The sequence below is a fragment of the Nonomuraea sp. NPDC049129 genome, assembly GCF_040648495.1.
Lineage (GTDB): Bacteria > Actinomycetota > Actinomycetes > Streptosporangiales > Streptosporangiaceae > Nonomuraea.
In genome coordinates this window covers 34,538-47,824 of the sequence record NZ_JBEZDU010000002.1, presented here as the reverse complement: position 1 = coordinate 47,824, position 13,287 = coordinate 34,538, and the positions used below count along the sequence as shown (strand labels likewise).

Here is a 13,287-nt window from a genome sequence, read left to right as displayed (position 1 = left end):
GAAGGTCTTCCGCGGGGGCGCCATCGACTTTCAGGAGTGGTACGTGCCGCCTCGCTCCCTTGATACGCACTCGCGTATTGTGGGGAAAACTTCCCCCTGAGATATCGAGGGGGAGATGGACATGCGACGCGTCCTTGCCGTTGTCACACTGGCCGTATCGGCCGCATCCTGCATGAGTGCGCCGACGAAACCGGCCGTGGATGGGGGCACCGGCGCCGCCCAGCAGATCGCCTGGGGTCCGTGCACGGACCTCAAGCGGCCCGACGGGCAGCGGCCGGCCAGGCAGGACACCTCGGTGCGGTGCGCCAAGCTGGCGGTGCCCCTCGACTACGCCGATCCCAGCGGCGACAAGATCGACATAGCGCTCATCAAGGTCCCCGCCACCGACCAGAGCAAGCGGCTGGGCTCACTGGTGTTCAACTTCGGCGGCCCGGGAGGCTCCGGCGTCGACACTCTTGACCAGGCCGCCAAGTCGCTCACCGGCCTGCGCTCCCGCTACGACCTGGTCAGCTTCGACCCGCGCGGCGTGGAGCGGAGCTCGGGGGTGCGCTGCGGCGACAGCGCCGCGCTGGACAAGTACATGGCCCTCGACACGCTGCCCGACAACGAGCAGACCCGCGCGGAGGGCGACGCGGCCAACAAGCAGCTGGCCCAGCACTGCGAGAAGGACTCCGGCAAGATCCTGCCGTACGTCGGCACGGTCAACGCCGCCCGCGACATGGACCGGCTGCGCGCCGCGCTGGGCGACGAGAAGCTCAACTTCGTCGGCATGTCGTACGGCACGCAGCTCGGCGCCGTCTATGCCACCAAGTTCCCCCAGAACGTGGGCCGGATGGTGCTCGACGCCCCGCTCGACCCCACGGTCACCTTCGAGCAGCGCACCGTGGCCCAGACCCGCGGCTTCCAGCACGCGTACCAGAGCTTCCTGAAGTCCTGTGTCAAGGACCGCTGCGAGGTCGGCAAGGACGTGCCGACCGCCGCCGCGAACGTCGACCGGCTGATGAACCAGCTCGCCGCCAAGCCGCTCAAGGTCGGCCGGCGCGACCTGACCCAGGGGCTGGCCTCCACCGGCGTCGCCGCCGCGCTCTACTCCGAGTTCGCCTGGCCGTTCCTGGGCAACGCGCTCGGCGCGGCGCTCAAGGGACAGGGGCAGGCGCTGATGTACCTGGCCGACTCCTACACCGGCAGGGCGCAGGACGGCACGTACTCCACGCAGATGACCAGCTTCCCGGCCATCACCTGCGCCGACACCTCCGAACGGCCCGACCTGGCCACGCTGCGGCACACCGAGGACGCGGCCGTGAAGATCTCGCCGCTGTTCGGCAGTGAGGGCGCCGGCGGGCTGTGCTCCGTCTGGCCGGTCAAGGGCAACGACGAGGCCAAGCACGTCAACGCGACCGGCTCGGCGCCGATCGTGGTGGTGGGCGGCACGGGCGACCCCGCCACGCCGTACGAGTGGGCGCCCAAGCTGACCGCGCAGCTCAAGACGGCCACGCTGGTCACGTTCGAGGGCGAGGGGCACGGCGCGTACCTGTCGGGCAACAAGTGCGTCAAGCGGTTCGTCGACTCCTACCTGCTGGCCGGGAAGATGCCCGAGCGGGGTGCCACCTGCAAGTCGGTCTGATCTAGTCTCGGTCATGTGACGGACTATCCCCGGCTGGTGGAGAGCGAGAGCGCGCGGCTGGCCGAGCTGGCCATCGGCGCCGATCCCGGCATCCCGGTGCCACATTGTCCCGGCTGGACCCTGGCGGACCTGATCACGCACGTCGGCACGCTGCACCGGTGGGTGGTGCACATCGTGGAGACGGGCCGGCAGGAGCCGATCTGGTCGCGCCAGGTGCCCAACGGCCTGGCCGAGGGGCAGCGCGGCGATGCGGCCTGGCTGGGCGCGGGCGCTCGGGAGCTGGTCGCCACGCTGCGCGCGACCGACCCGGACACGCCCGTCTGGACCTGGGGCGGCGACCAGCGTGTGAGCTGGTGGGCCCGCCGGATGCTGTTCGAGCTGGTCGTCCACCGCTGCGACGCCGAGCTCGCGGTGGGCGTGGCGCCCGTCGTGGAGGCACCCGTCGCGATCGACGGGATCGAGGAGTTCCTGGAGGCCCTGCCGCACGCGTTCTGGGTGGCCAAGCGCCTGGCGGCGCTCGACGCGGAGGGGGCCACGATCCACCTCCACGCGAGCGACGCCGACGGCGAATGGACCCTCACCCAGGGCCCGGCGGGCCGGATCAGCTGGGCGCGCGGCCACGCCAAGGGCGACGCCGCCGTCCAGGGCTCGGTGAGCGACCTGCTGCTGATGTTGTACGGCAGGCGCTCCCCCGACGCGCTGACCGTCCACGGCGACCGCGCCTTCCTGGACCGCTGGCTCGCGACCGCCGCGCTGTGATCAACCCGCCGCATCAAGCCGCGGTGATCAGTCCACTGTTTCAAGCCGCGTTCGCGGTGATCAACGGTGAGGCCCTGGACGCGCCGCCACTCGGCGGTCGGCGGCGTGTCCAGGGCGGGTGACCGCTCGCCGGAGCGGCTCGCGCGCGTGCCCCGATCGGCGGGGAAGGTGCCTTCCCGGGTGCACGCCCGCCCAGGTCACCTGCGGTGGAAGACCCCGAAGAGGTTGCCCGAACCATCCTGGAGATAGGCGAAGTCGGTGCCCACGCCGTCGTCGATGACCTTCGTGACGACCTTGCCGCCGAGCGACTCGGTCTCGCGGCACTTCTGCTCCACGTCGGCCACCTCTACATGGAAGATCGCGTGGGCGGGGAACTCGCCCTTGGTGTTGTAGAGGCCACCTCCGGGCTGCTCACGACCCGGATAGCCGATCGTCCGGTAGTCGATCGGGCCGCCGTCGGAAGCCCCGAACGTCCAGCCGAACAGCCCGCCATAGAACCGCTGGGCACCTTCGGGGTCGTCGGTCGCGACCTCGAACCAGGTAACCGTGTTGTCCATCGTTGTCTCCCTAATTTCTCGAACAAGTCAACGATCTAACGGGTGGGCGACAACCTTATGTCGGTGTTTTCGAATGATTAATCGAGCACCGTGCCGTGTACGAACATGTCCGGGATATCAGTGGAGAACCTCTCCAGCGGCCGGTCGGGGCAGCGCTCGGCGATCACCGAGGCCGAGGCGATCCGGTCGAGGCGGAAGACCCGTACGTCATCGCGCAGGCGGCACCACGCCACGAGATACCAGAAACCACCACGACCGCCCAGGAACACACCGGGCTCGACGTCGCGCGAGGTCAGCGCCCCCTTGGCGTCGGCGTAGTCGATCCTGAGCACGCGCCGGCGCTGCAGGGCCTCCTCGATCGCCCGGGAGATGCCCTCGCCGCCCAGCGGCTGGATCTCGGCGCCCGGCTCGGAGGCCGGGGTGACCATCCGCACCCGGCGCGCCAGCTCCCTGGCCAGCTCGCCCTCCCGTCCCGGCATGGCCGCGACCACCTTGCGCAGCGCGCTGCGCGCCTGCCTGCCGAACGGCTGGTCGCCCGCCCGGCTCAGCGCCACGGCGATGGCGACCGCCTCGGCGGGGGTGAAGTTGAGCGGGGGTAACGACATCTTCTTGTCGATCGCGTAGCCGCCCTTGCGCCCCGGATGGGCGTAGATCGGCACCCCTGACTCCTGCAGCGCGATGATGTCGCGCTCGATCGTGCGGGCACTGACCTCGAACCGCTTGGCCAGCTCGCGGGCGGAACGACAGCGTGGCGAGATCGCGCGCAGGTCCTCGACGAGCGCGTAGAGCCGGTCGGTACGGTTCACACTCGTGACGTTACGCCGCGCCACCGACAATCGCGGGTCGCAAATCCCTTACCAGGCAGGCGATCCCGGTTCAAGCGTGACACGCCAGCACATGACACGCCGGCAGAGGTCCAAGCGTGACGCGCCGGCCTGGGTTCAAGCGTGACGCGCCAGCAGATCGGCGAGCGGCCAGGTGTTGACGATCCGCGCCGCCCCGATGCCGCACTGGGCCGCGCGCTCGCAGCCATGGCGCTGCCAGTCGAGCTGGCCGGGCGCATGCGCGTCGGAGTCGATCGCGAAGTCGCAGCCCATCTCATAGGCCAGCCGCAGCAGCCGTTTCGGCGGATCGAGCCGGTCGGGCCGCGAGTTGATCTCGACCGCGACCCCGAACCGGCGGCACGCCTCGAAGACCAGCTCGGCGTCGAAGTCCGACTCCGGCCGCACCCGGCCCCGCCGGCCGCCCGCCTGCACGACCCGCCCGGTGCAGTGGCCGAGCACGTCCACGTGCGGGTTCGAGATCGCCGTCACCATCCTGCGCGTCATCTCGTGGCCGCTCATCCGCAGCTTGGAGTGCACGCTGGCCACCACCACGTCGAGCCGTTCCAGCAGCTCGGGGTCCTGGTCCAGGGTGCCGTCCAGGTTGATGTCGACCTCGACACCGGTCAGGATCCTGAACGGCGCCAACCGCTCGTTGAGCCGTTCGACCTGGTCGAGCTGCCTCTTGAGCCGGTCGGCCGACAGTCCGTTGGCCACGGTCAGGCGGGGCGAGTGGTCGGTCAGCGCCCAGTACGCGTGGCCGAGCGCCTCGGCCGCCTCGGCCATCTCCTCGATCGGCGAGCCGCCGTCGGACCAGTCCGAGTGGCTGTGCAGGTCGCCCTTGAGCGCCGCCCTGAGCGCCGCGGTCTCGTCGTCGAGGTCGGCGCCCTCGGTGGCGCGCATCCTGCGCAGGTACGTGGGCACGTCGCCGTCCAGCGCCTCGGTGATCGCCAACGCGGTGACCTTGCCGATGCCCGGCAGATCGGTCAGGCCGCCGACCCGTGCCAGCCGTACCAGCTCGTCGGGGGGCAGGTCGGCGACCACGGCGGCGGCGTTGCGGAAGGCCCGCACGCGGTAGGTGGGCTCGCCGGCCCGTTCGAGCAGGTAGGCGATCTCGCGCAGCGCCTCGACGGGTGTCATGTGCTGATACGTACCCAAGCCGATGCCAAGGGGCCATTGAAGCCTTACGACGTGCGCCGATAGGCTGTTCGGCCAACGAAAGCAGGAGCTTGATGGGTTACTCGCCGCCCGCGCCGCCTCCGATGCCGGAGGCCCCCAAGCGGTCGAAGGCGTCGAAGGTGGTCACGCTGTCCGTCCTCGGCATCGTGTCCGTTCTCTTGGTGGGCTACTGCTCGGCCCAGAACGACGACGACGTGACGGCCGACTGCGTCGACATGAACAACCAGCTGAGCGACGGCTCGTACGAGGTCGTCGACGAGTCCCTCTGCGACGATGACGACGACGGCACCTCCCACTTCTACGGCGGCTCACGCGGCGCCTACCACTGGTACTACGGCGGCACCAGGATCGGCACGCGCGTCCGCGCCGGCACCAGCTACCGCCCCTCCGACGTGAACATCTCCAGCCGCAAAGGCCGCGACATCCAGCGCGGCGGCTTCGGCAGCCACTGGAGCGGCGGCGGCTGACGGTGCGGCGCGAACACGGCACTCCCCGGGACGGCTGGGAGAAGACGATCGAGAGCCATGGGCTGGCCTACCACCGGGCCGCCCATCCGGAAGGGCTCACCCGGCCCTACTGGGACGAGTCCATCCACTATGTCTTCTCCATGGAGGAAGTGGAGGGGCTGGAGGAGCAGGTCGAGGAGCTCCACGAGATGTGCCTGCACGCCGTCGAGCATGTCGTCTCGACCGCCCGCTACGCCGACTTCGCCATCCCCGACTGGGCGCACGAGGACGTGGCGCGCTCCTGGGAGCGGCGTGACCCGCACCTGTACGCCCGCTTCGACCTGCGCTACGACGGCACGGGCCCGGCCAAGCTGCTGGAGTACAACGCCGACACGCCCACCTCGCTGGTCGAGTCGTCGGTGGCGCAGTGGTTCTGGCTCAAGGACGTCCACCCCGCGGACGACCAGTGGAACTCCATCCACGAGCGGCTCGTGGACCGCTGGCGGGAGCTGACCCTGCCCGCTGGGCCCGTCCACTTCGCCTGGACGAACATGGACGAGACCGGCGAGGAGGCGATGACCCTGGCCTACCTCCAGGAGACCGCCGAGCAGGCCGGGCTGGGCACGGTCGCCGTCGCCATGGAGGACATCGGCTGGGACGCGCTCAACCGCCGCTTCGTCGACGTCGAGGAGCGGATGATCCGCTCGGCGTTCAAGCTCTACCCGTGGGAGTGGATGCTGGCCGACCCGTTCGGGCGGCACGCCGTCCGGCACGCGACCTGGATCGAGCCGCTGTGGAAGACGCTGCTGTCGAACAAGGCGCTGCTGGCCGTCCTCTGGGAGCTCTATCCGGACCATCCCAACCTGCTGCCCGCCTACCTCGACGGCCCCCGTGACCTGGACTCCTACATCGCCAAGCCGCTCCTGGGCAGGGAGGGCGCGTCGATGCGCGTCGTCACGCCGGACGGCACCCAGGAGACGCCCGGCTCCTACGGCCAGGAGGGCTACGTCTACCAGGGGTTCGACGCCCTGCCCGACTTCGAAGGCGAGCGGCCGGTGCTCGGCGCCTGGGTGATCGCCGACGAGGCCGCCGGAATGGGTATCAGGGAGACTACTGGCCTGATCACCGACGACACCTCTTCCTTCGTCCCTCACCGAATCGAGCACCCATGACCCTGCTGGAAACCCTCGCCCGCGGCGCGGGCGCCATCGCCGCCTACGCCGCCGTGGGCGTCGTGCTGCTCATCGTCGGCTTCTACGTGATCGACCTCGCCACGCCGGGCAAGCTGAGCTCGGTCATCCGTACCGAGCGCAACCCCAACGCCACGCTGCTGGCCACCTCGGCGCTGGCCGCGGTGGGCCTGATCGTCGCGGCCTCCATCTGGTCCTCGGGCGGCCGGCTCACCGAGGGCCTGGCGGGCACGGTGGTCTTCGGGCTGGTCGGCATCGTGGTGCAGACCGTCGCCATGCTTGTCTTCGACAAGCTGGTCGGCATCTCGGTACGCGATCTGGTCAAGGAGCCCGAGCTGCAGCCCGGCGCGCGCCTGCTCGCCGTCACCCACGTCGCCATCGGGCTCATCACCGCCGTCGCGGTCATCTGACCCAGACCCTGCCATGACCTCGGCCGTGCTCGCGTCGCGGTCATCTGACTCCACCTGGCACTCTAGGAGGCGTGACAGATCGGACCCGGGAGGACACCACGCGCAGGCTGGAGCGGGCCATGGGCTCGCTCGGCACTGCGGCCATGGCGCGCATGGACGATCAGCTGCCGTGGTTCCGCGCCCTCAGCGCAGAGGACCGCTCCTGGGTGGGACTCGTGGCGCAGGCCGGCATCGCCGCGTTCGTGGAGTGGTTCCAGCACGCGGGCGAGAACCGGCCCACGCCCAGCATCGAGTTCTTCGGCACCGCGCCACGTGAGCTGAAGCGGTCGATCTCCCTGCAGCAGACCGTCGACATCGTCAGGGTCGTCGTGGAGGTGGTCGAGGCGCAGACCGACGAGCTGGCCGCGCCGGGCGGCGAGGACCAGCTGGAGCAGGCCATGCTCCGCTACACCCGCGACGTGGCCTTCGCCGCCGCCCACGTCTACGCCCGCGAAGCGGAGGCCAGGGGCTCGTGGGACGCCCGGCTGGAGGCGCTGATCGTCGACGCGCTGGTGCGCGGCGAGGTGGACGACGGGCTGCACTCCTGGGCCGCCGCGCTGGGCTGGACCTCCTCCCCCGTCGTCGTGATCGCGGGCCGCGCCCCTGAGGGCGACCCGCGCGCGGTGATCGACGGGCTGCGCGAGAAGGGCCGCCGCATCGGCATGGACCTGCTCGCCGGTGTGCAGGCCGACCGGCTGATCGTGATCGTGGGCGGCGCCGACAGCGTGGACGCCGCCGCCAAGCAGGTCGTGGCCCGTTTCGGGGAGGGGTCGATCGTCATCGGGCCTGAGGTGCCCGACCTGCACGCCGCCGCCAGATCGGCCAAGGCGGCGCTGGCCGGGCTGAAGGCGTCCTCCGGCTGGCCCGACGCGCCCCGCCCGGTGCACGCCGACGACCTGCTCGCCGAGCGGGCGCTCGACGGCGACGACGACGCCAGGGAGCAGCTCATCGAGAGCGTCTACCTCCCGCTGGCCGGCACCCCGCTGCTCGATACGCTGGCCACGTACCTGGAGCAGGGCACCTCGCTGGAGGCCACCGCCCGGCTGCTGTTCGTCCACCCCAACACCGTGCGCTACCGGCTCAAGAAGATCACCGAGCTGACCGGCTACCAGCCGACCGAAGGCAGGTCGGCCTTCACCTTGCAGGTGGGGCTGATTCTCGGCAGGCTTTCGGAGAGCGCTGTCACCTGGCGCGCCCTAACGTAATAACCCCGAAACCCCCACTGTAGGGTTCCTACAAAACCCCTGGGACGAAGTTCGTACGGATCCTTATCCGCGTGTCGAACCTCTACAGGGCAGTGTGGATTTCGTGCTTGTACTCGTCGCCCCGGGCCAAGGTGCCCAGACTCCAGGCTTCCTGACACCCTGGCTCGAACTCCCCGGCTTCGCGGATCGGCTGTCCGCGTGGTCCGAGGTCGTGGGCCTCGATCTGATCACCTATGGGACCAAGGCCGACGCCGACGAGATCCGCGACACCGCGGTCGCCCAGCCGCTGCTCGTAGCCGCCGCGATGGCCTCCGCCGAGGCGCTCGGCGTGGCGCCCGACCTGCTGGCCGGCCACAGCGTCGGCGAGTTCGCCACGGCGGCGCTGGCCGGCGTGCTGACCCCCGAGCAGGCGCTGTCGCTGGTGCGCGAGCGCGCCCAGGCCATGGCCAAGGCCGCCGCCGTCACCGAGACCGGCATGACCGCGGTGCTCGGCGGCGTGGAGGAAGAGGTGCTGGCCGCCATCGACAAGCACGGCCTGACCCCCGCCAACGTCAACGGCGCCGGCCAGATCGTCGCGGGCGGCACGCTGGAGCAGCTGGCCGCCTTCAAGGAGGACGGCCCGGCCCGTGCCAGGCAGATCGCGCTCTCCGTCGCGGGCGCCTTCCACACCGTGCACATGGCCCCGGCCGTCGACCACCTGCGCGTCGCCGCCGAGGGCATCGCCCCCGCCGACCCGCGGGTCAAGCTGCTGTCCAACGCCGACGGCGCGGTCGTCACCGACGGCACCGTGCTGATGCGGCGCCTGATCGACCAGGTCAGCAGCCCCGTCCGCTGGGACCGCTGCATGGCCACGATGGCCGACCTGGGCGTCACCGGGATGATCGAGCTGCTGCCGGGCGGCACGCTGACCGGCCTGGCCAAGCGCGCGCTGCGGGGCGTACGAACCGTGGCGCTGAAGACCCCCGACGATCTCGACGCGGCCAGGGAGCTGACCAAGTGAGGATTCCCGACATCGCCCCGGGCGCCAAGGTGCTGGCCCTCGGCCACTACCAGCCGTCCAACGTCGTCACCAACGACGACCTGGCCAAGACCATGGACACCAACGACGAGTGGATCCAGTCCCGCGTCGGCATCAAGGAACGCCGGGTGGCCGGCGCCGAAGAGTCCGTCGAGGACATGGCCGTGCAGGCCGGCGGCAAGGCACTGGCCGCCAGCGGCCTGTCGGCCGGTGACATCGACCTGGTCATCGTCGCCACCTGCACGCTGGAGAGCCAGATCCCCAACGCCGCGGCCGTCGTGGCCCACCGCCTGGGCATCAAGTCGCCCGGCGCGTTCGACGTGAACGCCGCCTGCGCCGGCTTCTGCTTCGCGCTCGGCGTGGCCAGCTCCGCGATCCGCGCCGGCTCGGCCCGGCACGTGCTGGTCATCGGGGCCGAGAAGCTGTCCCAGTGGATCGACTGGACCGACAGGTCCACTGCCGTGATCTTCGCCGACGGCGCGGGCGCCGCGGTGGTGGGGCCCTCCGACGCGCCCGGCATCGGGCCGGTCGTCTGGGGCAGCTCGGGCGACAAGTCCGACGCGATCATCATCAACGACCGTCATGACTCCCTCCACCAGGAGGGTCAGACCGTGTTCCGCTGGGCCACCACCGCGCTGCACCCGGTGGCCAAGGAGGCCTGCGAGCGCGCCGGGGTCGACCCCTCGGAGCTGGCGGCCTTCGTACCTCACCAAGCCAACCTGCGCATCATCGAGGCCATCGCCCGTAAGATCGGCGCCGACCAGGCCGTCATCGGGCGCGACATCGTGACCGCCGGCAACACCTCCGCCGCGTCCATCCCGCTCGCGCTCTCGCGCATGCTGGAACGCGGCGAGGTGCGCTCGGGTCAGCTCGCGCTCATCCTCGGCTTCGGCGCCGGCCTGACCTATGCGGGTCAGGTCATCGAGATTCCGTAGGATCCGGTACGGCTCATGCCGTACCCATCAGTGCTTGTACGGCCTGAGCCGTACAGAACCAGAAAACACCAAAGGAGAAATAGCGACATGGCTGCCACCGAGCAGGAGATCCTCGAGGGCCTCGGCAAGATCATCAACGAGATCACCGGCATTCCGGTGAGCGACGTCACCCCCGAGAAGAACTTCGTGGACGACCTCGACATCGACTCCCTGTCCATGGTCGAGATCGCCGTGGCCGCCCAGGACGAGTTCGGCGTCGAGATTCCCGACGACCAGCTCAAGAACCTGAAGACGGTCAAGGACGTCCTTACCTTCATCCAGAACTGATCTCACACCCAACCTGATCGACAAGGAGCGCGAAACGTGAGTGCAAACCGGGTACGTGTCGTGGTCACCGGGCTCGGCGCGACGACGCCCGTCGGTGGAGACGTCACCTCGACCTGGTCGGCGCTCCTCGCCGGTCAGTCGGGCGTCGAGACCATCAACGCGGACTGGATCGACACCGTCCCCGTGAAGTTCGCGGGGACGGCCGCCGTCGATCCGACCGAGGTGCTGCCCAGGCCCGAGGCCCGTCGCCTCGACCGCAGCGAGCAGCTGGCCATGGTCGCCGCTCGCGAGGCCTGGCAGGACGCGGGCGCCCCCGAGGTGGCGCCCGAGCGGCTCGGCGTCGTGGTGTCCTCCGGCATCGGCGGCATCACCACCACGCTGTCCGCCTACGACACCTACAAGGAGCGGGGCTGGAACCGGCTCTCGCCCTTCACCGTGCCGATGCTGATGCCCAATGGCCCGGCCGCCTGGATCGGTCTCGATCGCGGCGCCCAGGCCGGCGTGCACGCGACCGTGTCGGCGTGCGCGTCCGGCGCGGAGGCCATCGGCTACGCGATGGACATGATCAGGTCCGGCCGCGCCGACGTGGTGATCGCGGGCGGCACCGAGGCGGCGATCCACGGTCTCAACGTGGCCGCCTTCGCCGCCGCGCGCGCCATGTCCACCCGCAACGACGACCCCGCGGGCGCCTCGCGGCCGTGGGACCGCGATCGTGACGGGTTCGTGCTCGGCGAGGGCGCGGGCATCATCGTGCTCGAGTCCGAGGAGTACGCCCGTGCGCGCGGCGCGCGGATCTACGCCTACGCCTCGGGCGTCGGCTACTCCGCCGACTCCCACCACATCACCCAGCCCGAGCCGGAGGGCCGGGGCATCAGCATGGCGATGACCCAGGCGCTCACCGACGCGGGCATCACCGGCCAGGACGTCAAGCACGTCAACGCGCACGCCACCTCCACCCCGGCGGGCGACGTCATCGAGGTGCAGGCGGTGGCCAAGGCCATCGGCACGCACCCGCTGGTCACCTCGACCAAGTCCATGACCGGCCATCTGCTGGGCGGCGCGGGCGGCATCGAGTCGGTCTTCACGATCAAGGCGCTCCAGGAGCGCATCGTGCCGGCCACCATCAACCTGGACAACCTCGACGACGGCATCGAGGTGGACCTCGTCTACGGCGAGAACCGCCCGCTGCCGCAAGGCGACATCGCCGCGGTCAACAACTCGTTCGGATTCGGTGGTCACAACGTGGCAGTCGTGTTCAAGGGGGCTTAGATGACTGTGCTCGACAATCGAGTGGCGCCGCAGGAGTCCGATCAGGAGCCCGCCGATCCCCGCGATCCGGTCGTCAGGCTGACCGCGCTGCTCGACGAGGGCACGCTGCGGTTAATCACTCCTGAAGACAAGAGCGGCGTACTCGCCGCCATGGGCCGCGTCGAAGGTGTGCCCGTCGTCGCTTTCTGCAGTGACGCCCGCTTCCAGGGCGGCGCGATGGGCGGCGAGGGCTGCGAGCACATCGTGCACGCCTACGACGTGGCCGTCCGCGAACGGGTGCCGGTCATCGGGATCTGGCACTCCGGCGGTGCGCGACTCGCCGAAGGCGTCGAGTCGCTGCACGCCGTCGGCCGGGTCTTCGCCGCGATGACCAAGGCCTCGGGCGTGGTGCCGCAGATCTCCGTGGTCGTCGGGCCCGCCGCCGGTGGCGCCGCCTACGGCCCGGCGCTGACCGACCTGGTGATCCTGGCCGACTCCGGCCGCATCTTCGTCACCGGCCCCGACGTGGTCCGCAGCGTCACCGGTGAGGACGTCACCAGCGCCGCGCTGGGCGGCCCCGAGCCGCACAGCAAGCGCAGCGGCGTCGTGCACGTCGTCACCAAGTCCGAGACCGACGCGCTGCTGCGCGCCCGGCAGTTGGCCGTGCTCCTCGGCCACCAGGGCCGGGTGCGCACGACGGGCATCGACGAGGTCGACTTCTCCACGCTGCTGCCGGAGTCGGCGCGGCGGGCATACGACGTCAAGCCGCTGGTCAACGGCCTGCTCGACGAGCCGGGCATCGAGCTGCACCCCAAGTGGGCACCGAACATCGTCACGTCGCTGGGCCGCCTCGGTGGCCGGACGGTCGGCGTGATCGCCAACAACCCGATGCGGCTGGGTGGCTGCCTCGACGCCACGTCCGCCGAGAAAGCTGCCCGCTTCGTTCGTATGTGTGACGCTTTCGGCGTCCCATTGGTTGTCCTCGTCGACGTGCCCGGTTATCTCCCTGGTGTCGGGCAGGAGCACGACGGCGTGGTCCGCCGCGGCGCCAAGCTGCTGCACGCCTTCGCCGAGGCGTCGGTGCCGCGCGTCACGCTGGTCACGCGCAAGGCGTACGGCGGCGCGTACATCGCCATGAACTCCCGCGCGCTGGGCGCCACCAAGGTGTTCGCCTGGCCGACGACCGAGGTCGCGGTCATGGGCGCGGTCGCGGCGGTGCGCATCCTGAAGCGGCGCGAGCTGGCCGCGGCTCCCGAAGAAGAGCGGGCCGAGCTGGAGCAGCGGCTGGCCGAGGAGCACGAGAAGCTGGCCGGCGGGCTCGAGCGGGCGCGACAGCTGGGCGTGATCGACGAGGTCATCAAGCCGGAGGAGACCCGGGGGGCGATCGCCAAGGTCCTCGCCCAGGCCACCCCGGCCAGGGGCGCCCACGGGAACATCCCGCTGTAGCTGCCCCCGCGGTCACCTGAGTAGGGCCCCGCACCTCCTGGGTGCGGGGCCCTTTCACGTTCAGGCGGATGTGCCTCGGACGT

General features: G+C 70.5%; 14 protein-coding genes. 11 read left to right on the top strand and 3 right to left on the bottom strand.

Going from position 1 to position 13,287, the window contains the following annotated elements; translation table 11 throughout:
* Positions 1–121: 121 nt before the first annotated feature.
* Both AB0B64_RS05235 and AB0B64_RS05230 read left to right on the top strand, forming a co-directional pair.
* A complete protein-coding gene (locus AB0B64_RS05235) occupies positions 122–1,624 on the top strand; it encodes an alpha/beta hydrolase (RefSeq protein ID WP_357940376.1) in 1,503 nt (500 codons plus the stop codon).
* A gap of 15 nt (positions 1,625–1,639) precedes the next feature.
* Complete coding sequence (locus tag AB0B64_RS05230; RefSeq protein WP_358174848.1) at positions 1,640–2,383, top strand: maleylpyruvate isomerase family mycothiol-dependent enzyme; 744 nt, start codon at positions 1,640–1,642, stop codon at positions 2,381–2,383.
* A 197-nt stretch (positions 2,384–2,580) separates the two neighbouring features.
* Here the strand turns inward: AB0B64_RS05230 and AB0B64_RS05225 are convergent, their stop codons facing one another.
* The 3 genes from AB0B64_RS05225 to AB0B64_RS05215 all read right to left on the bottom strand — a co-directional run bounded on the left by AB0B64_RS05225 (position 2,581) and on the right by AB0B64_RS05215 (position 4,901).
* Positions 2,581–2,940 (bottom strand): VOC family protein, encoded by a 360-nt coding sequence (locus AB0B64_RS05225; RefSeq protein ID WP_357940372.1) that lies wholly within the window; start codon positions 2,938–2,940, stop codon positions 2,581–2,583.
* A gap of 77 nt (positions 2,941–3,017) precedes the next feature.
* Positions 3,018–3,746: a YafY family protein gene (locus AB0B64_RS05220; RefSeq protein WP_357940369.1), complete on the bottom strand. Its 729-nt coding sequence runs from the start codon at positions 3,744–3,746 to the stop codon at positions 3,018–3,020.
* 135 nt (positions 3,747–3,881) lie between these two features.
* The gene (locus tag AB0B64_RS05215; RefSeq protein ID WP_357940367.1) at positions 3,882–4,901 is read right to left on the bottom strand and encodes a PHP domain-containing protein; all 1,020 of its coding nucleotides are present in this window, start codon (positions 4,899–4,901) and stop codon (positions 3,882–3,884) included.
* Positions 4,902–4,993: 92 nt separating this feature from the next.
* Between AB0B64_RS05215 and AB0B64_RS05210 the strand changes: the two genes are divergently transcribed.
* From AB0B64_RS05210 to AB0B64_RS05170, 9 genes are all read left to right on the top strand, one after another.
* Complete coding sequence (locus tag AB0B64_RS05210) at positions 4,994–5,407, top strand: hypothetical protein (RefSeq protein WP_357940365.1); 414 nt, start codon at positions 4,994–4,996, stop codon at positions 5,405–5,407.
* A gap of 2 nt (positions 5,408–5,409) precedes the next feature.
* Positions 5,410–6,558 (top strand): glutathionylspermidine synthase family protein, encoded by a 1,149-nt coding sequence (locus AB0B64_RS05205; RefSeq protein WP_357940363.1) that lies wholly within the window; start codon positions 5,410–5,412, stop codon positions 6,556–6,558.
* On the top strand, positions 6,555–6,986 hold the full coding sequence (locus AB0B64_RS05200; RefSeq protein ID WP_225289003.1) for a DUF350 domain-containing protein: 432 nt from the start codon (positions 6,555–6,557) through the stop codon (positions 6,984–6,986). The genes AB0B64_RS05205 and AB0B64_RS05200 overlap by 4 nt, the downstream gene beginning before the upstream one ends.
* A 119-nt stretch (positions 6,987–7,105) precedes the next feature.
* The gene (locus AB0B64_RS05195) at positions 7,106–8,230 is read left to right on the top strand and encodes a helix-turn-helix domain-containing protein (protein ID WP_357941468.1); all 1,125 of its coding nucleotides are present in this window, start codon (positions 7,106–7,108) and stop codon (positions 8,228–8,230) included.
* Between the two features lie 103 nt (positions 8,231–8,333).
* Entirely contained in the window at positions 8,334–9,230 is an 897-nt protein-coding gene (locus tag AB0B64_RS05190) for an ACP S-malonyltransferase (RefSeq protein WP_357940361.1), read from the top strand.
* A complete protein-coding gene (locus AB0B64_RS05185) occupies positions 9,227–10,183 on the top strand; it encodes a beta-ketoacyl-ACP synthase III (RefSeq protein WP_357940359.1) in 957 nt (318 codons plus the stop codon). Before AB0B64_RS05190 ends, AB0B64_RS05185 begins: the two co-directional genes overlap by 4 nt.
* An 87-nt stretch (positions 10,184–10,270) precedes the next feature.
* Complete coding sequence (locus tag AB0B64_RS05180; RefSeq protein WP_357648573.1) at positions 10,271–10,510, top strand: acyl carrier protein; 240 nt, start codon at positions 10,271–10,273, stop codon at positions 10,508–10,510.
* A 36-nt stretch (positions 10,511–10,546) separates the two neighbouring features.
* Positions 10,547–11,779 (top strand): beta-ketoacyl-ACP synthase II, encoded by a 1,233-nt coding sequence (fabF, locus tag AB0B64_RS05175; RefSeq protein WP_357940357.1) that lies wholly within the window; start codon positions 10,547–10,549, stop codon positions 11,777–11,779.
* A complete protein-coding gene (locus AB0B64_RS05170) occupies positions 11,780–13,204 on the top strand; it encodes a carboxyl transferase domain-containing protein (protein WP_357940355.1) in 1,425 nt (474 codons plus the stop codon).
* The last annotated feature ends 83 nt before the right edge of the window (positions 13,205–13,287 follow it).

Excerpts from the sequence above, each read along its gene's own strand:
- AB0B64_RS05235 (WP_357940376.1), top strand. The coding sequence starts at position 122 with ATGCGACGCGTCCTTGCCGTTGTCACACTGGCCGTATCGGCCGCATCC.
- AB0B64_RS05225 (WP_357940372.1), bottom strand. The coding sequence starts at position 2,940 with ATGGACAACACGGTTACCTGGTTCGAGGTCGCGACCGACGACCCCGAA.
- AB0B64_RS05215 (WP_357940367.1), bottom strand. The coding sequence starts at position 4,901 with ATGACACCCGTCGAGGCGCTGCGCGAGATCGCCTACCTGCTCGAACGG.
- AB0B64_RS05210 (WP_357940365.1), top strand. The coding sequence starts at position 4,994 with ATGGGTTACTCGCCGCCCGCGCCGCCTCCGATGCCGGAGGCCCCCAAG.
- AB0B64_RS05200 (WP_225289003.1), top strand. The coding sequence starts at position 6,555 with ATGACCCTGCTGGAAACCCTCGCCCGCGGCGCGGGCGCCATCGCCGCC.
- AB0B64_RS05195 (WP_357941468.1), top strand. The coding sequence starts at position 7,106 with ATGGGCTCGCTCGGCACTGCGGCCATGGCGCGCATGGACGATCAGCTG.
- AB0B64_RS05180 (WP_357648573.1), top strand. The coding sequence starts at position 10,271 with ATGGCTGCCACCGAGCAGGAGATCCTCGAGGGCCTCGGCAAGATCATC.
- AB0B64_RS05170 (WP_357940355.1), top strand. The coding sequence starts at position 11,780 with ATGACTGTGCTCGACAATCGAGTGGCGCCGCAGGAGTCCGATCAGGAG.